A 26,548-nucleotide genomic window follows, 5' to 3' on the forward strand; every position below is an offset into this window, starting at 1 on the left:
CCTTAGCGAATCACCGACGGCCATTAAGTAGCCTTGCCCTGAATCCACTACGGCGAGGCATCAATGACCATTTCCACCGATACAACCTTGTTGCATGACCCGCGACGGCAGGCATCGCTGCTTTATTGGCAGGGTTTTTCCGTGCCACAGATTGCCGAAATGCTGCAGGTCAAGCGCCCGACCGTGCAGAGCTGGAAGCAGCGCGACGGCTGGGACGGCATCGCACCGATTTCCCGCGTCGAAAGCAGCCTTGAGGCCAGGCTGATTCAGCTCATCGCCAAGCCGCAAAAGTCAGGCGGCGACTTCAAAGAGATTGACCTGCTCGGGCGACAGATTGAGCGACTGGCGCGCGTTAACCGCTACAGCCAGACCGGCAACGAGGTCGACCTAAACCCCAATGTCGCCAACCGCAACAAGGGTGAGCGTAAGAAGCCGAAAAAGAACTTTTTCAGCGACGAGGCTATCGAAAAACTGGAGGCGCTATTTTTCGACCAGTCTTTCGAGTACCAGTTGCAGTGGTACCGCGCAGGGCTGGCGCACCGTATTCGCGATATTCTCAAATCCCGCCAGATTGGCGCGACGTTCTATTTCTCCCGCGAGGCGTTGCTGCGCGCGCTCAAGACCGGCCACAACCAGATATTTCTGTCGGCCAGTAAAACGCAGGCTTACGTGTTCCGCGAATACATCATCCAGTTTGCGCGACTGGTCGACGTTGACCTGACCGGTGACCCGATTGTCATCGGCAACAACGGCGCAAAGCTGATTTTTCTCGGTACCAATTCCAACACCGCGCAGAGCCATAACGGCGACCTGTATGTCGATGAAATATTCTGGATCCCGAATTTTCAGAAGCTGCGCAAAGTCGCGTCGGGCATGGCCTCGCAAAAGCACCTGCGCTCAACCTACTTTTCGACACCTTCCACGCTGGCGCACGGCGCTTACCCCTTCTGGTCTGGCGAGCTGTTCAACAAGGGGCGCAGCCGTATTGCCGACCGCATCGAAATCGACATCAGTCACAGCGCGCTCGCCGGTGGCCAGCTCTGCGATGATGGACAATGGCGGCAGATTGTCACCATTGAGGACGCCCTTGCGGGTGGCTGCACCCTGTTCGACCTCGACCAGCTCAAACGCGAAAACAGTGATGAGGACTTTAAGAACCTGTTTATGTGCGAGTTTGTCGACGATAAAGCGTCGGTATTCCCGTTCGAGGAGTTGCAGCGCTGCATGGTCGATGTGATGGAGGAATGGGAGGACTTTGCCCCGTTCGCCGACCATCCGTTCGGCTCTCGTCCTGTCTGGATTGGCTACGACCCGTCACACACCGGCGACAGTGCCGGGTGCGTCGTGCTCGCGCCGCCGGTGGTCTCCGGTGGCAAATTCCGCATGCTGGAGCGCCACCAGTGGAAAGGCATGGATTTTGCCGCGCAGGCCGAGGGCATCCGCAAACTGACCGAGAAATACAACGTCGAATACATCGGCATTGACGCAACCGGCCTCGGTCTCGGTGTGTTCCAGTTGGTGCGCTCATTTTACCCGGCGGCACGCGGCATCCGTTACACGCCTGAAATGAAAACCGCAATGGTGCTCAAGGCAAAAGACACTATTCGCCGTGGCTGTCTGGAGTACGACGCCGGGGCGACCGATGTCACGCAGTCGTTTATGTCCATCCGCAAAACCATGACCAGCAGTGGGCGCAGCGCCACCTATGAGGCCAGCCGCACCGAGGAAGCCAGTCACGCCGATATCGCATGGGCGACCATGCACGCTCTGTTAAATGAGCCGCTATCCGCCGGGAGCGGCATGCAGCCTAAATCTATTCTGGAGTTCAATTAATGGGTAAGCAAAAATCCCGCAAAGCCGCTACGCAGAAGGCCAGCAAGCCACAACAACTGACCGCCGGCGCACCGCCAAAAACAACAGCTTTCACCTTCGGCGAGCCAGTGCCGGTGCTCGATAAGCGCGACATTCTGGATTATGTCGAGTGCATCAGTAACGGTAAATGGTACGAGCCGCCGGTCAGCTTCTCCGGGCTGGCAAAGAGCCTGCGCTCTGCCGTGCATCACAGTTCACCGATTTACGTTAAGCGCAACGTGCTCGCGAGCACCTACATTCCGCACCCGTTGTTATCCCGTCAGGATTTCAGCCGCTTTGCGCTCGACTATCTGGTATTCGGCAACGCCTTTCTTGAGCAGCGCCACAGCGTCACCGGCCAGCTAATCAAGCTACTGGCCTCACCTGCCAAATACACCCGACGCGGGGTCGATGATTCGATATTCTGGTTTGTGGAAAACTTCACGCTTCCGCATGAGTTCGCGCCTGATACCGTGTTTCACCTACTGGAGCCCGACATTAATCAGGAAATTTACGGCCTGCCCGAATATCTCAGCGCGCTTAATTCCGCCTGGCTGAATGAATCCGCGACACTGTTCCGCCGCAAGTATTACCAGAACGGCGCGCACGCTGGTTACATCATGTATGTGACCGACCCGGCGCAGAGCGCGACCGACGTCGAATCGCTGCGCGAGGCGATGCGCAACTCGAAAGGGCTTGGCAACTTTAAGAACCTGTTTTTCTACGCCCCCGGTGGAAAACCGGACGGCATAAAAATCGTGCCACTGAGCGAGGTCGCCACAAAGGATGACTTTTTCAACATCAAGAAAGCCAGTGCCGCCGACCTGATGGACGCGCACCGCGTACCGTTCCAGCTTATGGGAGGCAAGCCCGAGAATATCGGCTCACTCGGTGACGTTGAGAAGGTGGCAAAGGTATTTGTGCGCAATGAGCTGTCACCGCTTCAGGACAGGTTCAGGGAGGTAAACGACTGGCTTGGCATGGAGGTCATCAGATTTAAAGAGTACAGCCTCGACAACCCGGAATAATCACCCCTCTAGCCGCCAGCATGGCGGCTTTTTCATACCCTGCCACCATCACGCCTCAGACACTCCACGCGCACACGACCACGCCAGACCACCAACGAGCCGACAGCGACCACGACAGCGCCATCACGACGCGCACAGACGGTTATTTTTAATATTACGCACCACCGCTGGCGCGCAATGCTTTCCCCGCCACGCCTGCCCGCTTTATAGGTCGGTTTTCATGCAACTGCATGAACAGGTCAGAGGCGCACCAGCGCTGGTGCGGATAGCCTCAGAAATAATTCAGAACTGCATGCAAATACATGCAGGTAATGCATGCACACCTTGCACGGCGGGAATGCTAAGCAGCCTTACCCAAATTAACGCTAGGGATTATTAATGAGTCAGAAAAAATCATCACTTCCTCACCGACCCTCTTGCTTTGTGCCGTATAACTCAACGAATATTCTGATTGCCTGAAAGCATCATAAATTTTCTTTATCTCTTCAGCGTTATCATATGATACAAGCCAATTTTTTATACCTGACTTACATAAGGCATTTCTCACGTTAACGTGGTCCTCATGTTCATAATAGTTTCTATATAAATCCTGCCCTTTGACATAATAAGGAGGGTCCAAATAAACTAGTAGATTATCGCTTCCAGACGTAAAATCTTTTATATTGGATAGTAATTTCGCCGCATCTAAATTGGTGGGTTTAATTCTATTCTTATAATTAGATATTGCTACTATCCTAGATATTAAATCTTCTTTATTGAATCGAACATCCATCTTCCAATCGCCTAACTGCTCCTTTCCGCCAATTACACCAGCTTTAAGAATACCAGAACGATTAGTTCTATTTAAAAAGAAAGCAGCAAATCCTAACTCCAATGGTGATTTAGCATTAGAGGAATTAATGATGTCCTTTTGCTGATACCATGTATCCATTGTAACCGAGCAAGTTTCAATCATTGAACAAAGAGCATCAGTATCATTAATAACCGAATGCCAAAAACTATACACAGCCGGATCCGCATCATTAATGATGACATTTCGCACGTATTCATTCATAACTAAATCAATAGCTATTGCAGCACCGCCAGCATATGGTTCGACATAATAACCATCTGTGATTGAATTTTCATCAAGCAAAGATTTCACATAGTAAGATAGCTTACCCTTACCTCCTGGATATCTGAGCGGTGTATAAAACCTCATATTTTACAATTCCTTAACAATAAAGAAAAATTTAAAGTCATTCTAGCACAATCCATGTGCTTTTTCCATTCAGTAACAATGAGTTACAAGGAAACAACCTTCCATATTGATTCAACCAATGGCTGGAAGTTATCCCACTCAGTATTCACAAACTCTTTTGAAGGTATCAGATTAGCATTGTGAACATATTGCTGTAACGAAGAACCTGCATTTGTCATTTGCTTAGAATAACTCAAAATAGCGGATTTTTGTGCGCCACTCATTACTTTCTTTTCAAATAAATCATTTGAAACCAATACAACCTTATCATGTAATCCTGGTGTTCTTTTAGGGTTTTTATTGTCTACAAAAACCAATTTATTAGTATCAAAATAGGTATTGAGGGATAGTTCAATAAAAACTCTCAGCATTACCGCAAGCGAGTTCTGATGCTCACTATGGGTCATCTTTTTCAACTCAGTAAAAATTCGATGACACCTTTTATGTTCGGTACCAAATTTTAATGATACCCCCATTGGGATCATATGATTACGGTTAATACCTGCAGGGTTTGTTTTTTTATTATCCTTTCCTTTTCCTGAGCCATCTGAGCCATCTGAGCCATCTGAGCCATCTGAGCCATCTGAGCCATCTGAGCCATCTGAGCCATCTGAGCCATCTGAGCCATTAGCATGGTGATCATTATATTTACTACCAAATTTGTTATCTCCAGAGCCATTAACATCTTTGGAACCTTCGGACCCATTATTATTTTTTTGTTCATCAGAATTATCAATGTCAGATAATTTAGGTGGTTCCAATAGACGCCATTCTTTTTCTAGTTGAGGTGAGTAAGATGTAAGTTGTAGCTCAGATATCAGATTTGCACGATCTTCTTTAAATCGAATCCTATTAACTGTGAATTCTGTTTTACCACTATCATCAGTTAAAATCATTACATTTAAAACTTTCTTCAGCTCACTAATAAAGCGAATTAAAGGCTGTGAACAAAAAAGAACGCCATCAACCCCATTAATATTCAAACTTTTTCTAAAGCTTGGATCTCCGATCAATCGATCAAGGTTAGTTATTTTAATTCTATTCTTTTCCTTAATTATCTTCTCGAAATGCTCTGGGAACAAATCAATAAAAGAATAAAGTTGATTAGCAAAAGACTCTTTACCGTTTCTTGCCATAAACCTTAGCTGTTCCGGAGTTGTCCAACCAACCCTTCCCGCACCCTCATTCTGGCCGGTATGCTTTAAATTTATCCAATGATTGTATTCTTCATTATCAAAAACGACACAATCAACATCTACTACCTTGGTTTTTCTAGATTTTTTTATTTTTTCAAATGTTGACTCATAGGTTTTATTTTGAGCTAGAGAAGGGTTTTCTATTAATTTCAATGCAGTAACTCTGCGATTACCTTCTTTTACAATAAAGCCTTTTTCAAGATCATCATTTTCAATGACAATCATACGTTCAGAGGGATCTACTCCTTTCTCAGCAATATCTCTCGCTAGCTTAATTAACTTTTGGCCTTGACTCTCAACCATAACCTTAATAGCCTCACGCTGTCCATCTGCGTTCTCACTAAATCGAGAGTTTTGTACATCAAGCATTAGATCATTTATTTTGATATTCTTGTACTGATACATTTCAGCATCCTCCATGCGATGAAAAGCTAAAGTAAAAAACTATATTACCATCAAACATAAAAATAGCGCCATTAGACCAGTCTACGCAGATTCTTAGCAGTAACAACTACCAATGTTGATTTTTTTAAACAAGGCAACTAGCTATCATTTCAGGAAGAGTACTAAAAGATCAATCATATGTGCCATAGGTATCGCTAAAGAATATTGTTTGAACCCAATGCCGCCGCAGGCTTCCGTGCGCTGGAAAAACACCCACCCACCCGACCCCCATCGCTCAAGAGACTAGCTACGATAAACAACCTAGAAATTCTGGTATTTTCCGCCCATTTCTAACGCCTCGTGATGCTCGTTGTTCAACCCCGGCAGCGCTGAAAGCAAGTTTCACCACTGCCGAGGTTTACGTTTGTAATACGGGGTCGTGCTTTGCACTGGCATCAATTTTTGGCGGGAATCACTGCGAACGCAACCGCGTAAGAACTATCGCTAATCAGATTCCCTCTCGCCATCTCCGCAATCAGAGCAAGGGCGATTTCCCGATCTCTTTCTCGGCAAGCCCCTTCCGTCGCCAAGCGTGCAATCATCTCCACCCGCTCCATTGTCACCTGCTCTTTTAGATCCTCGATCACAAGCCCACCCCGCAAATACTGTATATATAAACAGTATAATGAATTGATGAGTTATGGAAAGAAAAAAATTCACCCCATCATCCTTATGTCAATGAATTTACTAACTAAACGAAACTTATTGCTCTCTTATAGCGTTGAACCGCTGCAAGATTTCACGCGCCCTCTCTTGAGCCCTCCAGCCCTTAGGCGGGGCCACAGCAAACACCTCTCCAGAAGAAGAACCCTTACACCATTTACCGTTGTAGCATCCAACCCCACCGGTAATAAGGTGCAGAGCCTCCCCTCGGCTTATATCGATCCCCCGCATTAGCTTTATTTCCGTCATAGTATTTCTGATGGCCCTATCCTGGACCGCACTCCCATGTACAAACTTTGCTCTAGATTGGGGTTTTTCACGCCTGATCCGCTGCGTTAACTTTCTTTTTTCATTCCTGCTTAGAGGTTTTGATAAATCGAGCTCCGGCGGATCGTCTTCGGCTTCCGTACAGTTATTGACAGAACTCCGAGAGGGCGCAGAAGCGCCCTTAACGTCAACGGCCAAATCAACGGCACGCTTCGGAACAATTTTCCACTGGGTGAGCCGGGTTAAAATCGGGGTGCCTGCGCCGACGGTAGAATCGTACACGCCACGGATACAGACGGTTTCCTCACCATACTGATTAAACTCGGTGCGAGGCTCATACAACGTGCGCACCTGTAAATCATCGCGACGGACAAACGGACCACCCTGCGCATTAACATAACCAGCCCAGTCACCCGCGTCGGCGGCATCATGGACGACGGCAAACTCAACGCTCAGGCCGTGCGCAGTCTCGGTATCTGTGAGACGACGCAACTCACGGTAAACAGTCACCGGCGCACCTCCGATAAACTGAAACTGACGGATGTGCCATCGTGCCGCCCATGCTGAAACAGCGGGAGCTGTTTCTTTTAGTAGCTCACCGCTTTCGTCATCGGTTTCACCATTGAGAGCATAGCCGTCGATATTTTTGGAAATGTATTTAGCGACATAGCCCGTAGCGCTGCCCTTCTCCGGGTCAATGGCCTCGGCATGAAAGCGCGCTTTTTTGGCTTTATCGCTTCTCAGTTCGTGGTGGTCTTCCTCCCACGCATAATCACGGATGATGAGACGCACGCGCTCGACGTCTTCTGGCAACATGAACATAAGCATGTGCCAATGCGGCGTTCCGTCGTGATGGGGCTCGGCAACACGTATACCGAAAATGCGGATTTCTTCCCGGTGCAGCTTGGCGCGTATGCGTGCCCAAAGGCCGGTTAGATAGCTCTGCGTGTCCGACGGGCTGGCACCGTTCCATTTGCTGTTACGGTAGCCCGCTTTAGTTGTGGCGTGATATTTAGACGGTGCGGTTAGGGTGTAAAACTCCCCAACATAACCGAGCTCATTGCAGATATTTTCAAACCCACGGATGCGGGTCATCAACTCACAGCGGCGTATCGCAGGATTAGCGACAGAGCCGTCGAATTTATCGATAAGACTGATGCGGTTGCCATCTTCGTCTTCGAGATCCAAACCCTTGAGAAACTCACGCGTGCGACGCTTCTGCTCTCGCCAGTCGGTCACGCAATTTTTACTTGCGTAGGCGTGTCGTTTCTTGCTGACATTTCCGACGGCAATTTGCAGATGTTCGCGCCATACAGCCGCAATGCGACGCAGACGACCACGCCACCACGCATCGTTAAACATGCGAGCGATAGCCGGGGCGATTTCATCTTCACCAACATATTTTTTTGTCACCCGCTCCCAATGCGGCGGGGTAACGTTGAATTGCAGGGAAATAAAACCAGCGCGCATGTACCAGGTGTACAGCGTTTTGAGCTCACTAAATCCGGTGTCATCAATGTCGGCCAGTTCAGCACGAATGAAATTAGCGATATCAGCGGCCAGCAGGTCAATATCGGCTCGCGACATATCAGGGAGGCGGTTATATCTGGCAACCATATTGACCATGCGTGACGCCAGATATTGCATAAGCTCAGTATCAAAATGACCGCCAAAAACAGTGGCTGATACGTTGCTATTGATACCTGCACACTCGTATTTTTTTGCGACTAGTTCAAGACGTGGCAATGCCTTTTTGCAGAAGCTAATTAAAAAGGCATTGGCTCGTTGACTACCCTGATTTTGCTCCAGCACCGCAGCGGTACGATAAACACCAAAGCGTACACACTCGGGCTGGAGAGAAAGCACCTTTCTCGCATGCAGCAAAGCCGCGAACATACGGTCGCGGCGATGCTGTTGCTCATAGGTGAGATATGGGCTGGCTATTGCCGACCGTGGAGCACTCCACGGAAAAGCGAATTGAACAGCCAATTTATACCCCCCGATAGTGTTTTAATTTAAGCTCGGCGATTTGCTGGCAGGTCACGCAAAAAGCCACGCCCGGAATCGCAATACGGCGAGCTTCCGGGATTGGTGCGTCACATTCCTCACAGAGAAAACGGGATGGCGCAGCGATACGGCTGCGCGCGTTGTTGATGAGGCGTTCGCGGTCTTCCTGCTCGCGCAGTTGTGCCAAATCCATTGCGTCGGCCATTAGTGGATCTCCATAGCCTGATGGCGGTAAATTTCACTTTCCTGCAACAACAGTTCCAGCGCCTCGTTAATGTCGAGCTGGTTGGTTTTAATGTGGTTAGCCAGGTTAACCATGCGGCTTGCCATCACTTCCGCACGCGCGCGGCGCTCTTGCATCCGCGCATCCGTCAGCAACTGGTTAAGGCCTGACTTATCTACTGTGGTTTTAGTGGTACGAGTTGCGGTATTACACATAATTGACTCTCCTGATTTCGGGCAATAAGAAGCCCGGCGGGTTTACGCCATTAAATTTCTGTTTGGATTAATTCGGCATGGTTAGCCGTTTGGGAAATAAGCTCACTACTGCACGAAAATGATTCATCGCTGTAATAAGCGCCTTTTTCTCGTCAGTAGTCAGCTCACTTAATTCGAGCTCATGACGAGCCGCCGGTATTTTTGCCAGAAAGAAAATAGCGGCCAGCGCCCGATTATTTTCTTCAAATTGTGGGTCACGTTTATCGCGCATATCATCGACAAAACGCTCAACCTCTTTCCAGCTATCGCCCCAATATCTCGCGCGCAATTCAGCCACATGATTGAGACCGGCCAGACGTTCACCCGCTTTTAGCGGAACAGTCGCGGAAACAGCTTCGATAGCCATGATTCCCCCTGCTTTTGAGTAGAGAGGCCAGCCAGTAAATCAGCCTGTGAGCGGCTCGGGTGCCAGCGCTTACCGCCCTTACCTGCGATCCAACCGTGGCCGTAGTGCATACCGGGGCTTTGCTTAACGAGCAGAGACGCGAATGACGGTTCACTTTTCAGCATACGCACCTCAAATCAACCCGAATGATGCGCCAATACCGCTCATGGTATCGACCACGCTCGACATAGCTGGATTAGTCTGTAAGCGCGCATGCAGCGCCAATGCCGACAAAGACAACATTCGAATACCTGAGTTAACGCTTTCAATCATGTTGTGCTTACGGGCAGAGGTCAGGCGCTCATCAGAGGCCGCACCGCTCGCCAGCTCGCCGAGTTCACTCATTGCACGCATGACATAAGACTCCAATTTGTCTTTAGCCAGTTCATTAACCGGCACGCATGGCAGGCAATGAATTTGCGCCAGAAAACCATCAATGAGGGTTGAGTCTTCTGTCAGGTCAGTCAGCAGCCACAATTCAGGCGGCGTGAACAGGTGAGGCTGTTCCGGGTTGAGCTTGTTACGTAACGTTTGAACGTTCATACCCGCACGCTTGGCCAACTTCGCCATGTTGTGACGCTGCGCAAAAGCCCGGCATGCTTCGTCATAGTGGGGATGTTTGGAAATCTGAAAATCAAACATGTTGCATCCTTACAATTCACTTAAAGTGAATATGGATTCTCAATAATGAGCTGAAAACGAGCGTGCCCTAAAGCCTTACGCAGTTGTTCTTCTTTCCAGCGAGCGTAATAAATTCGGATAGGGCCGCCAGCTTTCTTACAACCTTTTCGGATGACACGTTTTTCGATTGGTACACGAGGTGTGTCGCCTGTCGTCCAACGGTAGGCAGTACGTTCGGAAACCCCCTCAAGTTCCGCGAATTGTTGAAGAGTAACTACAGGAGACGGGATTTTGATGATTGCGATTTCAGAAGCCATGTTGCATGATTCCCATTTTGACAATGTTTGCAATCAATGGCCTCTGTTTGCCAACTTCTGCCACTGGTTGCCCGAATTAGCAACGATACTAATACTCGTTTGAATATTAGTAAATACCCAAAGGAATAAATTTTGATACTTGATACTCATGTGAATAATGACGAGTTACTGGATAGAATTTGTCAAGTCTATGGTTTTACTCAAAAAATCCAGCTAGCTCGGCACTTTAATATTGCCGCCAGTTCCCTACAAAACCGTTACACGCGAGGCACTGTTTCTTATGATTTCGCCGTGCAGTGCGCACTAGAAACTGGAGCAAGCCTGCTATGGCTTCTTACGGGGCAAGGCTCTCAATATGATGGCAAACCGTCCCCAACGGATCCGAAAACGATAGACTCCTTCACTCTGAGTGATGGAAAACTCGAAGAAAATTCACCATTGAGTATTGACGCCGGTTTTTTTAGCAAGCAAATGTCAAAAGGTATTGCTGTTCGCGCCGATGGAAAGCTGCACTTCATAGAACAAGATGCCTCACTTTCTGATGGCCTTTGGTTGGTTGATATTGAGGGGGCTACCAGCATCAGAGAATTAACGCTCCTACCCGGCAAAAAGTTACACGTTGCGGGCGGAAAAGTACCGTTTGAGTGCGGGATAGATGAGATAAAAACGATTGGCCGTGTAGTGGGTGTATATAGTGAAATAAATTAAAAATAATAACTTATTGAAATAACCTAAGGAACGAGGTTGATTAATGGACATTATAATTACTATTTTATTTCTATGTCTGGCTATTTTCTCTGCAGTTGTTTACTTCAGGTCGCAGGGAAATTCGGTAATAAAATTTATCAAAGGTATCTTTGCATTTAGCATCATCTTTAGAGCTATTGATGTTTATAAAAATGAAGACCAAATAGCTGCATTTATTATGGTTGCGGTTGTTTTCTGTCTTTCTTATCGTCGATTTCAGCTTAATAAAGATGCTAACTCCCCTCTATCAGTAATAAAAACGAAAATCAACAATAATGATAAAGCGTTTAACCATGAAGAAATAAAGGTAATTTCATCAAAAAAGAAACTCATAAGCTCTGAAAAAATGAGCTTAAAAATATATCTTTTGGATATACCGATTCAAGCAACAACTCTACTTATAGAGAGGTTGACGTTAAAAATGTTGACGCAGACTACATTACTGGTTTCTGTCACTCACGCAGGCAGCTAAGGACTTTCCGCATAGACAGAATTGAAAATAGTGAAATTGTAGTTCGCAATACTGGCGAATTAATCAATGTTTATGACTGGATTGTCCAGCTATATGAGGAATGAGGTTAACTAATGACCGTGCGTAAAAATCCTGCTGGCGGTTGGATTTGTGAGCTCTACCCAAACGGTGCAAAAGGCAAACGTATCAGAAAGAAATTCGCTACTAAAGGCGAGGCACTGGCATTTGAACAGTACACCATTCAAAACCCGTGGCAGGAAGAAAAGGAGGACAGGCGCACGTTAAAAGAGCTGGTTGATTCATGGTATAGCGCTCATGGCATTACGCTGAAAGACGGCTTGAAACGTCAGTTAGCCATGCACCATGCTTTTGATTGTATGGGCGAACCACTCGCACGCGATTTCGATGCGCAGATGTTTTCCCGCTACCGGGAAAAACGGTTAAAAGGTGAGTATGCTCGTTCAAACCGAGTAAAAGAGGTATCGCCTCGCACGCTTAATCTTGAGCTGGCCTACTTCCGGGCAGTGTTCAATGAGCTAAACCGCCTCGGAGAATGGAAGGGTGAAAACCCACTGAAAAATATGCGCCCATTCCGCACAGAAGAAATGGAAATGGCCTGGCTAACTCACGACCAAATTTCGCAACTGCTCGGAGAGTGCAAACGACATGACCACCCTGATTTAGAAACCGTGGTAAAAATCTGTCTCGCCACTGGCGCACGATGGTCTGAGGCCGAGAGTCTGAGAAAAAGCCAGCTAGCGAAATACAAAATCACATACACCAACACGAAAGGCAGAAAAAACCGCACCGTCCCAATCAGCAAAGAGCTCTATGAGTCTCTGCCTGATAATAAAAAAGGCCGGTTGTTTAGTGATTGTTATGGCGCATTTCGATCTGCTCTGGAAAGAACAGGCATCGAATTACCCGCAGGACAACTTACACACGTCTTGCGCCACACCTTCGCCAGTCACTTTATGATGAATGGTGGCAATATTCTTGTCTTGCAACGCGTGCTTGGCCATACCGACATCAAAATGACGATGCGATATGCGCACTTCGCCCCTGATCATTTAGAAGATGCAGTTAGATTTAATCCTTTAAATGATATACATATCAACAGCCCAAAAAAAGCCAATTTTTAGTAAAAGGATAAGTGAATGTCCACATTAACAATTATAAATTGCAATACAGCAAAAGAATTCCTCAACCAATTAACACCTTGGAGCACCCCCTATGATTTAAATAATTACGTTTATCGAGGGCATTCTGACGAAGAATATTTACTACACCCAAACATCATGAGAAAAACAAATAATCTAGCTCTCATAAAAATCGCAAAGATGTATATTGTTAGCGGTGAGTATAAGGAAATAATTAATAAAGTAGGTGTTACTAATATTTCTCTTTTTCACAACACGATTGAATTGACTATATTGAGGCGATTTTATAGGTCTGCTAATGAAAATGGCCTATACGTTCCCATCTCTGACATCATGAGTAAGCAAATGGAGATTGATGGCTATATTGGTTTTGATGAACTAATGAAAGAATATGGCCACGACAAATGGCTTAATAAAGATTCATTCGAGATAGCAGCATTAGCACAACACTACGGACTACCAACAAGACTTATCGACTGGTCCTTTAATCAATATGTAGCATCATTTTTCGCAACTAATTTCACCTCTAAGCCTGATAACTCAAAAAAAATATCATTATGGATGTTAAACTATAATAAGCTCTCTAAACTGTTTGCATCTCCACACTCAGACGTTAGAATATTCAGCCCCCACTATCAATGGAATGAGAATGCAAAATCTCAAAAAGGGCTTTTTACCTACATTGAATCCACACTAAAAGAAAATGAGTTCAGTATGGTTTGTGATTATTTAAATGCTTGCAAAGAAACGGATTCCTTAATCAGTGATCATACATTCGACTCACTGCGTACAGACTACCGAACATTAGACATCGCATTGGATAATGCAATATCTAACTATAACAAAAACGATGGGAAAATAGACACAAAAGATATTCTTATAAAGTTAACATTACCTTGTAGCGAAGCAATCAAAGTAAATAAATATTTGAGAGAAATAAAAATTAGTGAGGCAACCATTTTTCCTGGCTATAGTGGTGTGGTTGAAGATTTAAAATCTGTACTGCGATTCTAACAAAAAAAGATCCTAGTGGCGATAAAGTGGCGGTAGAAATGGCGAACAATGGGTAATTACAGGCAAATAGTGGCAATCTATGTCAATGATAAACAAAGCAACCCATTGATTTCCGGTTGTTCCGGTAGGAACTCATAATCGCTTGGTCGCTGGTTCAAGTCCAGCAGGGGCCACCAGACACCGCAAGGGCTGGCGCTAAATGCGCTGGCACTTTGTTTTTCCGGGGATCTAACCTTCTGCATAAAACGTTCGCGCCGGCTGCATCCCCAGCGATCACCCGCTCCAGTTCGCGGCACAGGTAAGGTGTGAGTTCTTCGTTGTCCCTTTCGATAAGCGCGGCCACAATGATGGCTTTTTGCCTGGCTGAAATGCTCATGATTGTTCTTTGCCTCCACTCTGCAGTAATGCCCTACGCAAACAGGATCGCATCTCGCTCCGGATACGTAAAAAACCTTAGTATTTCTTAGTATGGAAAACTGCGAATTCGCAGTTTATGAAAACGCACAAAGCCAGTCACAGCAATGTGCTCAGGAGGGATTTGCAGTGAATTGCGAATTCGCAGGGGTGAAAGGCCCATAAACGGGCCTTGTTTTGTCATCTTCCGCGTCAGTTTAAACCGATCGCTTGCGTAATCTTTTCATTGCCAGAAACGCCACCAGCCACACCAGCAGGAAGGTTATTGCGGCACTGCCAAGTATTATCACGTTGCTGTAAATGTTATCCCACTCAGCACCGGGAACCGGGCCGGCGATGTTTTCGTATAGAGCAAATAGACCACCAGCAGGAACAAGCGCATACATCAGGATAAGCACCACAGCGTATACAGCGAAAGATAGCAGCCACATCAGGGCAATATGAATAGCTTTCATCAGTAAACCTGTACCGTGCCGTATCCGGCCAACGTTGCGCTTACCTGCATCGTAGGGGTTCTCAAAAGCGCCTCCCGCAGTACAGCAAAATGCGCCGTGCCAGGCAGCGTTATACAGCCTTCGCTAACGCCTTTATAGCCTGCCGGGTGTAACCGGAAATGGCCGCGCTCCACCTTGTCTATAAACGTCCAGTCATCAATTTTTCCATCCTCCCGATACAGCGCAAACCAGACCGATCGATCTGAACCGGTGTACTGCGTAGCTGCCCAATCCTGAATCATCGTTCTGAGGCCTCCAGACGGGCGGCTGACAATATAGTATTTGCCAGGCGGTAACGGGCCTGCATTCGGAACATTCACGGAGGCAGGGTTATTTCTGTGAGTACCCTCATAGCCTGAATACGCGGGAAAGAAACCAATACCGGGACAACTGAGGTTTGATAAACCGTTTCCGTTCAGCCTGAACGTACACTGGATCATCGTTCGTTCCATGAGTCAGAGAAAATGATATTCCCGTCGCAATGCTTCCAGGTGATTTTGTCGTAGCGGAGGGCGATCCCCTCGAGGTGATTGTGTTTCTCAGTGCTTTCGTTTTTGCAGTTGTGCATCAGCGGGCATACAGAAACAATTTTGACGCCTTCCAGCAGCATATTAAAGTATTCCACCTCCTGGCCTGCATCGTTAATTTTGTACCACTTAAATTCGGCGCTTTTGAGCGTCTGGCCGGTGGCAACGGCCTTGTAAAGATAGGGGCTGGAGTAATCAAACTCCTTTTCAAAATTGAGCGCGCTATGTACCCGCGTGCCGGTGATCTTGCCCGTATTATTGTCTGTAGGCAGGAACAAACCGTGACCGAACCCGAGCACCTCTATGCTTCCCTCGCGACCCCTTACATCAACACCGCCTTTAATATCCGCGCCGCCGTCGTCTTTAAGCCATAAATAAGCCGGTATAGCCATTTTATTAATTCCATTTAATTGAAAAATCAACCAAACCTTACAGCTACTGAATTTTAAAAAATGTAATTTTTTATAAGCACAGAAACCTCGATAAATTATTACTATGAATAATTCATATAAATAATTGCACTCAATCTATTAAGGGGCATGGAATCGCCAGGCATGCCTGCATAGCAGACGGCCCACCTCATCAAATTTTCACACCCGCGAAATTAAAAAAAGTAGGCTGACTCGATGGGCTGGCGGCGCGTCGGATGATGAGCAAAAAATAAACAACCCTCCATCATTGAAAATTCGCCACATTAAATAACAATAAGTTAAGCCGATGATGATGATGCCAATGAAATGCAAAAAACCAGTCGTTTTCCGCGCGAACGTCGCCTCGTGGATGGGCGATGCCCCGGAGTACATTTAGTAATTTAGTGGCTCAACTTGAGCCGCTATTATCGTACCGGTGCGGTAAAAGAGCATGTTACTAAGTGGCAAAACCGGCAGTTGGATGCGCTGTATGCCATTGTTTATATGGACTGCATTGTTGTAAAAGTTCGTCATGATGGGAAAGTTGCTTGAGGTTTAACTGCTTGTTTTTCCACACAAGATAGAAATAGTGATTTATCTTACCTAAACCACCTTGTCGCTGGTTCAAGTCCAGCAGGGGCCAGCAAATTCAATGAGTTACAACAGCGCGGAAATAAGAGAAAGGGATGCTCTTCCCTGGCTGGCAAGAGCATCAAGGCAAGTTGTTGGCTTCACGCGCGCTCAACTTCGACCAGCTCCTGAAGCTGCTCACGCATATACAATGAAAAATATTCAGGGTCTCTAATCAAAACCCGTTCACCGGCTTCAAACTTCTCAGCCCACTTAACCAGTTTTTGCGTAAACCCAGGGTTCCATCCCTCCCGCTCTCCTCGGGCAGTAATATCTGCAACACTCGCCGGACACCCTAATTCTTTCAAATACTTCAAAATTCCTTTCGCCGTGCTTTCATCCATAGGTTCAGGTGAAGAAGCCGAGGTGTTCATACCGTTAATGAAATCTAATGCTTTATCAATGACTGCAGGCATACTTTTATCCTTAAAATTTACCATGTAAAACACAAGACTACCCTATGACCTTAAACCGATTTCAGCAGCAAAGAAATCATTAAATTTCATTGTCCCGACGGCGCTCACTTTACTTGTTGTGCCAGTAAGCCGCCGCACGGACTAACTGCTGATCGAACGGTTCCTGCTCAAAGCGCTGGCTGAGGTTTTTCACCACTTTTCCTTCTCCGGTGATCCAGATGAAGTAATCTTCTTCCGGCACCTCAATCTGCGCCAGTCGCGAAGTAACCGCCTGCTCATCGTGTCCCAGCCATTCAATGGCAAACTCATCCAGATGCGCGAGGTAATCCTGATATGCTGGATCGGCAACACTCACCAGCGCGGTCACCGTCGGTTTTACCGGTAAGCGGCTCAGCGCCTCAAGACGACGCCGCAACGCTGGCATACCGGACTCATCACAAACATAGAGCTGGTAAGCGTAGTCTTCCGGCACCACCAGCGAACCACGTGGCCCGCCGATCGTCAGCGTATCGCCTGCGCGCGCTTTCATAGCCCAACCACTTGCCACACCGCCGTCGTGAATAAAGAAATCCAGCGCCAGCTCATGACGGGCTTCGTCGTACAGCGGCGTATAGTCACGAGACGCCGGACGTACGCCCTCCCCCCAGACAATGCCTTCCTCCGTCACTGTTGGCGGAACAAAATGGCTGCCAGGCTGCGGGAAAAACACCTTACTGTGATCGTCAAAACCACGCGAGCTAAAGCCTTCCAGCGCATCGCCGCCAAGAACAATGCGCTGGAAGCCCGTGCCAATACGTTCTACGCGCAGAACGGTAAGTTCGCGAAAGCGCAGTTCATTGCGTACGCGCTGAGGGTAACGTGAAGTTTTATCCATCATCTTTTGGCCTTTATGTGATAATCAGATATATCGAAATTAATTTTCAAATGATAATGATTGTTAATCACCGGGATTGCAAGTCATTTTTTGATAGCGCCTGAAAAGTGGCACCTGAAAATATTTAGTGTTTAAATTCATTAAGTTAAAAAACAAACCAATATTGAACTTGTCAAAATTCATGGTTTAGATATAAATTAGATATATCTAAAACACATCAGGAGAGTAACATGCGACATCATCAGGAAGGTTGCTGTAAAGGCGAAGGGCATCATCACGGCGGTTGCGAACATCGTCACGGCAGAGGCGGCGGACGGCGTCAGCGCTTTTTTGGTCATGGGGAGCTGCGTCTGGTGATTCTGGACATTCTTTCTCGCGAGGCCAGCCACGGCTATGAGCTGATCAAAGCCATCGAGAATCTGACGCAGGGCAACTATACGCCGAGTCCTGGCGTGATCTATCCAACCCTGGATTTCCTCCAGGATCAGGCCTTTATTACGATAAGCGAAGAGGATGGCGGACGTAAAAAAATCACTATTACCGACGGCGGCGCACAGTGGCTGGAGGAGAATCGTGAACATCTCGGTCACATCCAGGAACGCGTTAACGCACGCAATGTTGGATTTGAGTTGCGTAAGAACCCGCAGATGAAGCGAGCGCTGGAAAACTTCAAAGCGGTGTTGGATCTGAGGGTCAACCAGGGTGACATCAGCGACGCGCAGCTTAAAAAGATCATTGGCGTGATCGACCGCGCGGCGCTGGAAATCACTCAGCTTGATTAAGCAGGCAAGGCGTCACCTTCGCGAACGCGGAACACTTTCACCATCTCTTTTAAGTGTAACGCCTGCTCGTTCAGTGACGCCGCGGCCGCAACGGACTCCTCGACCAGACAGGAGTTCTGTTGCGTGGTGGCGTCAATCAGGCCAATCGCGCTGTTGATCTGCGAGATGCCATCCGTCTGCTCACGACTGGCCTGGCCAATTTCCCGCAGGATAACATCCATCTCCTCAACATTGTTTACCATACCGTTAATCAGGGCGTTAGCCTTCTCGACCAGTTGCATCCCTTCCTGAGTCTGACCGGTGGAATCCTCAATCAGATGACGGATCTCACTGGCAGAAGACGCGCTTTTCTGCGCCAGTTGGCGAACTTCTCCCGCCACCACGGCAAATCCACGGCCATGCTCACCGGCTCGCGCAGCCTCGACCGCCGCATTGAGCGCCAGAATATTGGTCTGGAAGGCAATAGAGTCAATCAGGTTGATGATGTCTGACATCCGGTTAGACGTTTCATTAATCACACGCATTTTCTGCGTCACCTGATTCATCATCTCACCATTGTTTTTTACGACGGTCGCCGCCCCCGCAGAGAGTTTCGTCGCTTCTCCGGTATGTTCGGCTGTGTTTTTAACCGTGGCGGTGATCTGCTCCATCGACGCGGCGGTCTGCTCGACGGAGCTCGCCTGTTCTTCGGTACGTGCAGCCAGATCCTGGTTTCCGGCGACAATCTGCGCCGCCGCGCTGGAAATATTCTCCGAGCCGTTCTGAACTTCCTGGACGATCTCCAGCAGACGAGTTTTCATTACCATCAGCGCGTGTAGCAGTTCGCCGGTCTCATCTTTCTGGGTGGTAATGATATTGCGGGTCAGGTCCCCCTCGGCGATTGCTTCGGCAAACTGCACTGCTTCATTCAGTGGCCGGGTGATGGAGCGCACGATATACCAGCCCATGATACAGCCCGCAGCAATACCGATGAGCGCCAGGGCGCTAAGCAGCGCCCGGTTCGTGTTAAAGTCGCTTTCCACCTGTGCGCCGGCGCGCAGCATCTGCCTGTCTTCAATGGCGATCAATGCCTGAACTTTAGCTTTATAGGCCTGCTGTACATTAACCGTTGTGGTCATCATCTCCTGCATCGCCGCCTGTCGGTTATGGTTTTGCAGTTCCTGCAGAATACGAAATCGGGAGGCGAGATACTGCTCACGCACGTCGCGGATCCCGGCAATGACATTTTTCGATTCGGCGTTTAGCGGCGCGGCGTTCAGTTCATCCAGCAACACCGTAATTTGCTGGCTGATGGTGTCGAGTTTTTTCTGTGACGTCTGGGCCCACTGTCCCTCTTCGTCCATCAGCATCAGTTGCTGCGTACTGACAAAATCCTGGAAATGATCGATGAGCTTGTTGGCTTTTACCGTGATGGGATAATCATTGGTAATGATGTTTTGCATACCGCTGTTGGCGCGGTCCAGGCTAAATAATGAAAGGCCCGAACTCACCATCATCAGTACAATAAACAATCCAAACGCGATAAATAATTTTGAGCGAATTTTCATGTTACGCAAAAACATATATTCTCCCTGGAGATAGTTTTCTTCAGACAGATTCCTTTATCGGTAACAATCTCACTAACTTTATGATATTGATCGCTTTTTATTATCAATAATTGCTGGTAAATAGTTTTTGACGATGGATAGAGGCAGACCGATCGTTATATAAACGATTTTTTATAATGCCTAAATAGCCAGAAGAGAGAAATTGAAAGAAGTTAATAAAATAGAGAAATAACCCGTAGGTAGTAATATTTAATATATCATTAACATTATTATTACAATAACGCTTACCGTTACAGGTAAGCGTTGATGAGGATAAAGGAAAGGGTTAGTGCAGCACCGTCACGGCATCTTCCAGACGGCTGGCGCGGTGTTTAACCATAGCGGACACCTGGGCGCTCTCTTCAACCAGTTCGGCGTTCTTTTGTGTAATGTGGTTAAGTTCATCCACCGCACGCGTCAGGCTGGTCAAGCCATCGGACTGTTCCAGCGTAGAATGGCTGATCTGCGCAATCAACTGGGTGACGTTCTGGACCTGAGAGACAATATCATCCATCGTGCGCCCCGCCGCATGGACCTGCTGGGCGCCAGACTGCACTTTATCCGCGCTGGCATCGATCAGCTTACGAATATCGTTCGCCGCACTGGCACTGCGGCTGGCCAGGTGGCGTACCTCACCCGCCACAACGGCAAACCCTTTCCCCTGCTCACCCGCCCTGGCCGCTTCAACCGCGGCGTTCAGCGCAAGGATATTCGTCTGGAAAGCGATATCGTTGATAAGCGTAGTGATGGTGCCGATGCGCTGCGTGCTGTTGGCGATGTCATCCATGGTTTTAATCACGGTGTCCATCGCTTCACCGCCCTGCGTCGCCGCGTTACTGGCCGCAATCGACAGCTTATCGGCGGCGGACGCGGTTTCTGAGTTTTGCTTAACCGACGCCGCCATTTGATTCATGGTGGTCACCGTCTGCTGCACATTATCGACCGTCTGGCGGGTATGCTTATTCAGATCGTCATTACCTTTCGCCAGCGTTTCGCTGCCGTTTCTGACGCTCGACACCTGGCTTGAAACATCATTGATTAGCCAGCGACACATCAGACCAAGCTGCCCGATGGCGCGCAGCGTCAGCCCCAGTTCGTCACTGCGATTAAGATGCGCCACGCTGTTCCGCTCTCCGGTCGCGACCTTCAGCGCTTGTTTTGCCACATTCTCAATCGGACGGACAATCTGCCACTCAAAAGTTGCCGTACCCAGCAGCATCACCAGCGCACACATCAACTGTGCGAACCCTAACGCGCCGGACAGATGCAGCGTCGCCGCCAGCACGCCATAAATGAGCACCATCACGCTGCGAACCCGCCAACGCACCGGCATTGCCGGCAGTTTCCCGAGCCATCCTTTACGCACCACCAGCCCCTTGTGGATCCGGCGCGAACAACGGCCTTCATTGAGTGCCTGATATAAAGGCTCAACGGCGGCGATCTCCGCGTCCGTCGCGCGGGTACGGATCGACATGTATCCCATCACGTTTCCCTCGCGTACCATCGGTACCGCGTTCGCCCGAACCCAGTAATGATCGCCATTTTTACGGCGGTTCTTGACGATGCCACTCCACGGCTCGCCCTGCTGCAGGGTGTACCACATGTCGGCAAAGGCCGCTTTCGGCATATCCGGATGACGCACCAGGTTATGAGGCTGCGCCAGCAATTCATTGAGTGAGTAACCGCTGATATTGACGAACGTATCGTTGGCGTGCGTGATATTGCTGTGAAGATCGGTAGTCGACATGAGGGTCGTATCGTCATCCAGCGGTGTATTTTGCTGGGTAACGTAGCGCTGAGAAGACATAGTCGCGTCCTGTGCTAGTTATCTGGTTGTTAACTTTTTGTCAGATGTTATTTCGGCGCTAACAGATTTATCTTTAGATGTTAAATTTGATTTAGATCGCAATTTGCGATTAAACCTCACGATTTGTACGAATTCTAATTGATTGATTTAAAATACTTTCATAATGAAACTATAAAATCACCCTGAGTGATACGCACTGTAATTGCACAATTTTCGCACTATTTCGGCGCAGTCGCCCCTTCTGAAGCCACTCTCGTGCGATCTTTGCCCTGCACAAAAACGCATCAACTGTTAACAAATAAGATTAAATGTTGCACAACAACTATTCTCCCTGGTGTTTATCCCGATTTTCATTAGCGCCGCCGGGATGGCGCAATCCCTGCAATACTTAAATCGGTATCATGTGATACGCGAGCCCCGGGAGCATATTTTGAACAGGTTACCTTCCAGCGCATCGGCTTTGGCCTGTAGCGCACACGCACTGAATCTCATTGAGAAGCGAACGCTTGATCATGAGGAGATGAAAGCACTTAACCGAGAGGTGATTGATTACTTCAAAGAGCATGTTAATCCGGGGTTTTTAGAGTATCGCAAATCTGTTACCGCCGGCGGGGATTACGGAGCCGTAGAGTGGCAAGCGGGAGGTCTGAATACGCTTGTCGACACCCAGGGACAGGAGTTTGTCGACTGCCTGGGAGGTTTTGGCATTTTCAACGTGGGGCACCGTAATCCAGTTGTGGTTTCCGCCGTACAGAATCAACTCGCGAAACAACCTTTGCATAGTCAGGAACTGCTTGACCCATTGCGGGCCATGCTGGCAAAAACCCTTGCCGCCCTGGCCCCCGGAAAACTGAAATACAGCTTCTTTTGCAACAGTGGTACGGAATCGGTCGAAGCGGCGCTAAAACTGGCGAAGGCCTACCAGTCACCGCGCGGCAAATTTACCTTTATCGCTACCAGTGGCGCGTTCCACGGTAAGTCGCTGGGCGCGCTGTCCGCCACCGCTAAATCCACTTTCCGCAAGCCGTTTATGCCGCTGCTCCCGGGCTTCCGTCACGTTCCGTTCGGGAATATTGAGGCCATGCGTACCGCGCTCAGCGAATGCAAAAAAACGGGAGATGATGTGGCGGCGGTGATCCTGGAACCCATCCAGGGTGAAGGTGGCGTGATCCTGCCGCCGCAGGGCTATCTTACCGCCGTGCGTAAACTCTGCGACGAGTTTGGCGCGCTGATGATCCTCGATGAGGTCCAGACCGGTATGGGGCGAACCGGCAAAATGTTTGCCTGCGAACATGAGAACGTGCAGCCTGACATTCTCTGCCTGGCAAAAGCGCTGGGAGGCGGCGTGATGCCGATTGGCGCAACGATCGCCACCGAAGAGGTCTTTTCTGTACTGTTCGATAACCCGTTCCTGCACACCACCACCTTTGGCGGTAACCCGCTGGCCTGTGCGGCCGCGCTGGCGACCATCAATGTGTTGCTGGAGCAGAACCTGCCAGCGCAGGCGGAACAGAAAGGCGATATCCTGTTGGACGGTTTTCGTCAGCTGGCGCGGGAGTACCCCGATCTGGTGCAGGACGCGCGCGGGAAAGGGATGCTGATGGCAATCGAGTTTGTCGACAACGAAACGGGCTACCGTTTCGCCAGCGAGATGTTCCGCCAGCGGGTGCTGGTTGCCGGGACGCTCAATAACTCGAAAACGATCCGCATCGAACCGCCGCTCACCCTTACCATCGAGCAGTGCGAACTGGTGCTGAAGTCGGCGCGTAAAGCCCTGGCGGCACTGCGGGTGAGTGTGGAAGAGATGTAAACAAAATGCCGGGTGACGCTTTGCTTACCCGGCATTATTTTGCCTATACGATCCGTACCCCCGCAGGCATTAAACGCTCCGGCGTGAGCAGAACACTTTCGTCCCCGTCATCCGTCTCTGCGCAAAGCAGCATGCACTCCGACGTTTCACCTCGCATTTTGGCCTTCTGGAGATTGCACAGCACGGCCACCGTTTTTCCCCGCAGTTCATCCCTTTGCCCTTATTCGCTATCGCCCGCCTCAACGTCGTCGCACACTACGCCAGCCCAAGATGCTGCCAGAGCGCGTCCATCGGCATGGTCGCCAGCGCGGTACATTCGTCCGCCGCGCCGTACCAGACGTGCAGCGTGTTATTACGAATCAACGCCCCGCAGGTAAAAACCACATTGCCGAAAAAGCCTTCCCGCTCATAAATTGCCGTCGGCTCCAACAACGGCACCGGCGATTTGGCGAGAATCTTCGTAGGATCGTCGAGATCGAGTAGCAACGCCCCCAGACAGTACCGCTGTCCGGCATCCACCCCGTGATAAATCTCCAGCCAGCCGCGATCGGTTTTGATCAGCGGCGCGCCGCCGCCGGACTTACGTGAATCCCATTCGTCCCCGGAACGCCCCAGCAGATGTCGGTGATTGCCCCAGTGCAGCATATCTGGCGACTCACAGATCCAGATCTCCGGATGTCCAAAGTGACACGGTGCGGGACGCGTCAGCGCCATGTAGTGTCCGCCGATCTTTTCCGGAAAGAAACAAACGTCGCGGTTATCCGGACAAAGAATTAGCCCCCGTTTTTCCACGGTGATGAAATCACGGGTGGTCGCCAGCGCGGTGGTGATCCCCAGTGAAGAAACCGCCGAATAGTTGATATACCAAAGGCCATCTATCCGAGTAATACGCGCGTCCTCGCAACCAAACTCCTCGTAGCGACTGTCGGCAATAATAAATGGCTGCGAATCAATGGCGTAATGCACGCCGTCGACGCTGCGAGCCAGGCGCAAATGGGACATTGAGGTTAACCAGACCTGCGCCGGATCGCTTTTGAGCACGATGGTGCGCGGGTCGCAAAAATCGAAGCGATCGTCGCTGCGCTCGAAAGTTTTGGTGGATTGCCGCCAACCTTCAGCCTGCTGCTCCAGCAGCGGAACCACAATCTGCTGCGGATTATCGTTGATCACGCTTTCCGCGACGCGCAGCAGCAGAATAATTTCGCCGTTACATTCGGTGACGCCGGTATTAAAGACACATTCAACTTTGCGCCCCGGCAAGGAAGGCACCACATCTTTCGGGGTAATAAGCGGATTACCGCTGTGTCTGTTCATGAACGCTCCTTTTCATCACAATTTGATTTTTGTCCAGCCACTGGCCGTCAATGCCGTACAGCACTCCGGCAGGAATATCCCACCAGGGATTCCGTACCGGCGCGCCAAAATTGATTGCTACCCACACGGACTCCTGCACTGTTTCGCGGGTGAACCACACGCAACTCTCCGTCAACCCAAGTTCACTGGACGCCCCTTCGCAGAGGGCCGGAGTGGCTGCCCGCAGCGCGATGAGCGCCTGATATTGTCGCCATAAGGACGTTGGCGCTTGCCGCTGACGTTCAGCGTTGATGAGTGGATAGTCCTCGCAAACGGGCATCCACGGGGCAACGGTAGAAAAGCCGGCAAAGGGCGCGTCGGACCACAGCAGTGGCGCACGCGAACCGTCGCGAGAATGTTCCACCGCCTGCGCCAGCGCCTGAACCTCATTCGCGCCTTGCTGTAACGCGGTTTGGTAATGAGTTTTGGCCTGAATATCGAAGAGTTGTTCTACGGTAAGTGGAGAATAATTCGGCATACCCAGCTCTTCGCCCTGATAAATAAACGGCACCCCACGTGCGGTAAGCTGTAATACCAACACCGCCAATGCGCGCGCGGTATCACGCGAACCTTCGCCAAAGCGACCGATCATGCGCGGCATATCATGGCTGGAGAAAAACAGGGTAGGCAGCCCGGACTGCTGCGCCTGCGTGGCGTTAATCGCTTCGCACAATCGAGCAATATCAAAGGTTTTTTGGCTGCCGATATTGAAGTTAAACACCACGTCCATCAGCTCGGGGCTTTGATAACGCGCCAGAACATCCAGTGCCTCGCTGCCAATTTCACCAATTAAAAAGTTCTCCCCCTGCTGGCGCACATAGCGACATAACCGACGTAACGTCTCGAGAATGCCCGGCTGGTTGATATCGAAATTGTGCTGCTGCTCGCCATTTACCTGCGGGTTATCCGGGCCGATGCCGTCGGTGGTCAGGAAGTTGATAACGTCAAAGCGGAAACCGTCGACGCCTTGCGCTTTCCAGAAATCAACAACCCGGTAGATCTCCCGCTCCACGTCAGGGTTCGCCCAGTTGAGATCGACCTGCTCGGGGGCAAACTTGTGATAGTAAAACTCCCCGGTATCCGGCTCGGCGGTCCAGGCGCTGCCGGAGAAAAATGACTGCCAGTTATTCGGCTGCTTGCTGAACAGGAAGTAGTCGCGATAGCGGCTCGCCGGATTGTTCCACGCGTCACGAAACCACGGATGTGCCGACGAAACGTGGTTAATCACCAGATCGATAATCACGCGAATTCCGCAGGCATGGCAACGCGCCACCACCTTACGAAAATCCTCAAGCGTGCCAAAACGCGCGTCAACCGCGCAGTAATCGCTAATGTCGTAACCGTTGTCCACCAGCGGCGAAGGATAAAACGGTGTGATCCAGATGGCGCCGACGCCCAGTTCGTGAAGGTAATCCACCTTCGACAGCAGGCCAGGAAAATCGCCCATGCCGTCACCGTTACCATCGCAAAACGAGGGTAGATAGATTTGGTAGCAGGTACACGCCTGCCACCAGGGTTGCTTGTTCACCGGTTCA

At 49.3% G+C, this 26,548-nt stretch carries 26 protein-coding genes and 2 pseudogenes; 9 read left to right on the top strand and 19 right to left on the bottom strand.

What is annotated here, in order from left to right:
• The first annotated feature begins 63 nt into the window (after positions 1 to 63).
• Both I6L53_RS19340 and I6L53_RS19345 read left to right on the top strand, forming a co-directional pair.
• Positions 64 to 1,833: a terminase ATPase subunit family protein gene (locus tag I6L53_RS19340; RefSeq protein ID WP_042325360.1), complete on the top strand. Its 1,770-nt coding sequence runs from the start codon at positions 64 to 66 to the stop codon at positions 1,831 to 1,833.
• Entirely contained in the window at positions 1,833 to 2,879 is a 1,047-nt protein-coding gene (locus I6L53_RS19345) for a phage portal protein (RefSeq protein ID WP_042325357.1), read from the top strand. Before I6L53_RS19340 ends, I6L53_RS19345 begins: the two co-directional genes overlap by 1 nt.
• Positions 2,880 to 3,219: 340 nt before the next feature.
• On the opposite strand, the gene I6L53_RS19350 is transcribed toward I6L53_RS19345, so the two are convergent.
• The 9 genes from I6L53_RS19350 to I6L53_RS19390 all read right to left on the bottom strand — a co-directional run bounded on the left by I6L53_RS19350 (position 3,220) and on the right by I6L53_RS19390 (position 10,517).
• Positions 3,220 to 4,080, bottom strand: a complete 861-nt coding sequence (locus I6L53_RS19350; RefSeq protein WP_042325356.1) for a DNA adenine methylase — start codon at positions 4,078 to 4,080, stop codon at positions 3,220 to 3,222.
• Positions 4,081 to 4,163: 83 nt separating this feature from the next.
• Positions 4,164 to 5,720 (bottom strand): hypothetical protein, encoded by a 1,557-nt coding sequence (locus I6L53_RS19355; protein WP_217124956.1) that lies wholly within the window; start codon positions 5,718 to 5,720, stop codon positions 4,164 to 4,166.
• Positions 5,721 to 6,461: 741 nt separating this feature from the next.
• Complete coding sequence (locus I6L53_RS19360; protein WP_042325339.1) at positions 6,462 to 8,585, bottom strand: replication endonuclease; 2,124 nt, start codon at positions 8,583 to 8,585, stop codon at positions 6,462 to 6,464.
• Between the two features lie 94 nt (positions 8,586 to 8,679).
• A complete protein-coding gene (locus tag I6L53_RS19365; protein WP_042325323.1) occupies positions 8,680 to 8,901 on the bottom strand; it encodes a TraR/DksA family transcriptional regulator in 222 nt (73 codons plus the stop codon).
• On the bottom strand, positions 8,901 to 9,134 hold the full coding sequence (locus tag I6L53_RS19370; protein ID WP_042325321.1) for a DUF2732 family protein: 234 nt from the start codon (positions 9,132 to 9,134) through the stop codon (positions 8,901 to 8,903). The genes I6L53_RS19365 and I6L53_RS19370 overlap by 1 nt, the downstream gene beginning before the upstream one ends.
• Before the next feature lie 67 nt (positions 9,135 to 9,201).
• Positions 9,202 to 9,540: a DUF5347 domain-containing protein gene (locus tag I6L53_RS19375; protein ID WP_000963463.1), complete on the bottom strand. Its 339-nt coding sequence runs from the start codon at positions 9,538 to 9,540 to the stop codon at positions 9,202 to 9,204.
• Positions 9,504 to 9,704, bottom strand: coding sequence for a phage filamentation protein Fil family protein (locus I6L53_RS19380; protein ID WP_042325319.1), 201 nt, complete (start codon positions 9,702 to 9,704; stop codon positions 9,504 to 9,506). Before I6L53_RS19380 ends, I6L53_RS19375 begins: the two co-directional genes overlap by 37 nt.
• A gap of 7 nt (positions 9,705 to 9,711) precedes the next feature.
• Positions 9,712 to 10,221: a phage regulatory CII family protein gene (locus tag I6L53_RS19385; protein WP_042325316.1), complete on the bottom strand. Its 510-nt coding sequence runs from the start codon at positions 10,219 to 10,221 to the stop codon at positions 9,712 to 9,714.
• 20 nt (positions 10,222 to 10,241) lie between these two features.
• Positions 10,242 to 10,517: a hypothetical protein gene (locus tag I6L53_RS19390; RefSeq protein ID WP_023327785.1), complete on the bottom strand. Its 276-nt coding sequence runs from the start codon at positions 10,515 to 10,517 to the stop codon at positions 10,242 to 10,244.
• A 132-nt stretch (positions 10,518 to 10,649) separates the two neighbouring features.
• On the opposite strand from I6L53_RS19390, the gene I6L53_RS19395 reads away from it, so the two are divergent.
• The 4 genes from I6L53_RS19395 to I6L53_RS19410 all read left to right on the top strand — a co-directional run bounded on the left by I6L53_RS19395 (position 10,650) and on the right by I6L53_RS19410 (position 13,910).
• A complete protein-coding gene (locus I6L53_RS19395) occupies positions 10,650 to 11,225 on the top strand; it encodes a phage repressor protein CI (RefSeq protein ID WP_042325313.1) in 576 nt (191 codons plus the stop codon).
• A gap of 399 nt (positions 11,226 to 11,624) precedes the next feature.
• On the top strand, positions 11,625 to 11,840 hold the full coding sequence (locus I6L53_RS23855) for a WYL domain-containing protein (RefSeq protein WP_369451130.1): 216 nt from the start codon (positions 11,625 to 11,627) through the stop codon (positions 11,838 to 11,840).
• 9 nt (positions 11,841 to 11,849) lie between these two features.
• Positions 11,850 to 12,878 (top strand): phage integrase, encoded by a 1,029-nt coding sequence (locus I6L53_RS19405; protein ID WP_042325309.1) that lies wholly within the window; start codon positions 11,850 to 11,852, stop codon positions 12,876 to 12,878.
• A gap of 15 nt (positions 12,879 to 12,893) precedes the next feature.
• Entirely contained in the window at positions 12,894 to 13,910 is a 1,017-nt protein-coding gene (locus I6L53_RS19410; protein WP_042325307.1) for an FRG domain-containing protein, read from the top strand.
• 611 nt (positions 13,911 to 14,521) lie between these two features.
• Here I6L53_RS19410 and I6L53_RS19415 read toward each other — a convergent pair.
• Genes I6L53_RS19415 through I6L53_RS19425 form a run of 3 tightly spaced genes read right to left on the bottom strand, consistent with a single transcriptional unit; the run spans position 14,522 to position 15,737 of the window.
• On the bottom strand, positions 14,522 to 14,779 hold the full coding sequence (locus I6L53_RS19415; protein WP_042325301.1) for a hypothetical protein: 258 nt from the start codon (positions 14,777 to 14,779) through the stop codon (positions 14,522 to 14,524).
• Positions 14,779 to 15,258 (bottom strand): DUF2778 domain-containing protein, encoded by a 480-nt coding sequence (locus I6L53_RS19420; protein ID WP_042325299.1) that lies wholly within the window; start codon positions 15,256 to 15,258, stop codon positions 14,779 to 14,781. The genes I6L53_RS19415 and I6L53_RS19420 overlap by 1 nt, the downstream gene beginning before the upstream one ends.
• Positions 15,255 to 15,737 carry an Hcp family type VI secretion system effector gene (locus I6L53_RS19425; protein ID WP_042325296.1) on the bottom strand — a complete coding sequence of 161 codons (483 nt, stop codon included), beginning with the start codon at positions 15,735 to 15,737 and terminating at the stop codon, positions 15,255 to 15,257. The genes I6L53_RS19420 and I6L53_RS19425 overlap by 4 nt, the downstream gene beginning before the upstream one ends.
• A gap of 450 nt (positions 15,738 to 16,187) precedes the next feature.
• On the opposite strand from I6L53_RS19425, the pseudogene I6L53_RS19430 reads away from it, so the two are divergent.
• Positions 16,188 to 16,301 (top strand): annotated as a pseudogene (locus I6L53_RS19430) (transposase); the annotation flags it as partial.
• Positions 16,302 to 16,486: 185 nt separating this feature from the next.
• Here the strand turns inward: I6L53_RS19430 and I6L53_RS19435 are convergent.
• Positions 16,487 to 16,825, bottom strand: a complete 339-nt coding sequence (locus tag I6L53_RS19435) for a DUF1889 family protein (RefSeq protein WP_072015773.1) — start codon at positions 16,823 to 16,825, stop codon at positions 16,487 to 16,489.
• 85 nt (positions 16,826 to 16,910) lie between these two features.
• A complete protein-coding gene (locus I6L53_RS19440) occupies positions 16,911 to 17,675 on the bottom strand; it encodes a siderophore-interacting protein (RefSeq protein WP_094465820.1) in 765 nt (254 codons plus the stop codon).
• 230 nt (positions 17,676 to 17,905) lie between these two features.
• Between I6L53_RS19440 and I6L53_RS19445 the strand changes: the two genes are divergently transcribed.
• Positions 17,906 to 18,457, top strand: coding sequence for a PadR family transcriptional regulator (locus I6L53_RS19445; RefSeq protein WP_042325291.1), 552 nt, complete (start codon positions 17,906 to 17,908; stop codon positions 18,455 to 18,457).
• Here the strand turns inward: I6L53_RS19445 and I6L53_RS19450 are convergent.
• Positions 18,454 to 20,019, bottom strand: a complete 1,566-nt coding sequence (locus I6L53_RS19450; protein WP_042325289.1) for a methyl-accepting chemotaxis protein — start codon at positions 20,017 to 20,019, stop codon at positions 18,454 to 18,456. The two genes, I6L53_RS19445 and I6L53_RS19450, sit on opposite strands and share 4 nt — an antisense overlap.
• 310 nt (positions 20,020 to 20,329) lie before the next feature.
• Positions 20,330 to 21,850: a methyl-accepting chemotaxis protein gene (locus I6L53_RS19455; RefSeq protein WP_042325287.1), complete on the bottom strand. Its 1,521-nt coding sequence runs from the start codon at positions 21,848 to 21,850 to the stop codon at positions 20,330 to 20,332.
• 430 nt (positions 21,851 to 22,280) lie between these two features.
• Between I6L53_RS19455 and ygjG the strand changes: the two genes are divergently transcribed.
• Positions 22,281 to 23,660: a putrescine aminotransferase gene (ygjG, locus tag I6L53_RS19460; protein WP_167382378.1), complete on the top strand. Its 1,380-nt coding sequence runs from the start codon at positions 22,281 to 22,283 to the stop codon at positions 23,658 to 23,660.
• 43 nt (positions 23,661 to 23,703) lie between these two features.
• Here ygjG and I6L53_RS19465 read toward each other — a convergent pair.
• From I6L53_RS19465 to I6L53_RS19475, 3 genes and pseudogenes are all read right to left on the bottom strand, one after another.
• A pseudogene (locus tag I6L53_RS19465) lies at positions 23,704 to 23,871 on the bottom strand (tRNA-binding protein); the annotation flags it as partial.
• 44 nt (positions 23,872 to 23,915) lie between these two features.
• A complete protein-coding gene (locus I6L53_RS19470) occupies positions 23,916 to 24,974 on the bottom strand; it encodes a glycoside hydrolase family 130 protein (protein ID WP_042325284.1) in 1,059 nt (352 codons plus the stop codon).
• A complete protein-coding gene (locus tag I6L53_RS19475; RefSeq protein ID WP_042325283.1) occupies positions 24,955 to 26,541 on the bottom strand; it encodes an alpha-glucosidase in 1,587 nt (528 codons plus the stop codon). Before I6L53_RS19475 ends, I6L53_RS19470 begins: the two co-directional genes overlap by 20 nt.
• Between the last annotated feature and the right edge of the window lie 7 nt (positions 26,542 to 26,548).

Source organism: Citrobacter farmeri (genome assembly GCF_019048065.1).
GTDB classification, from domain to species: domain Bacteria; phylum Pseudomonadota; class Gammaproteobacteria; order Enterobacterales; family Enterobacteriaceae; genus Citrobacter_A; species Citrobacter_A farmeri.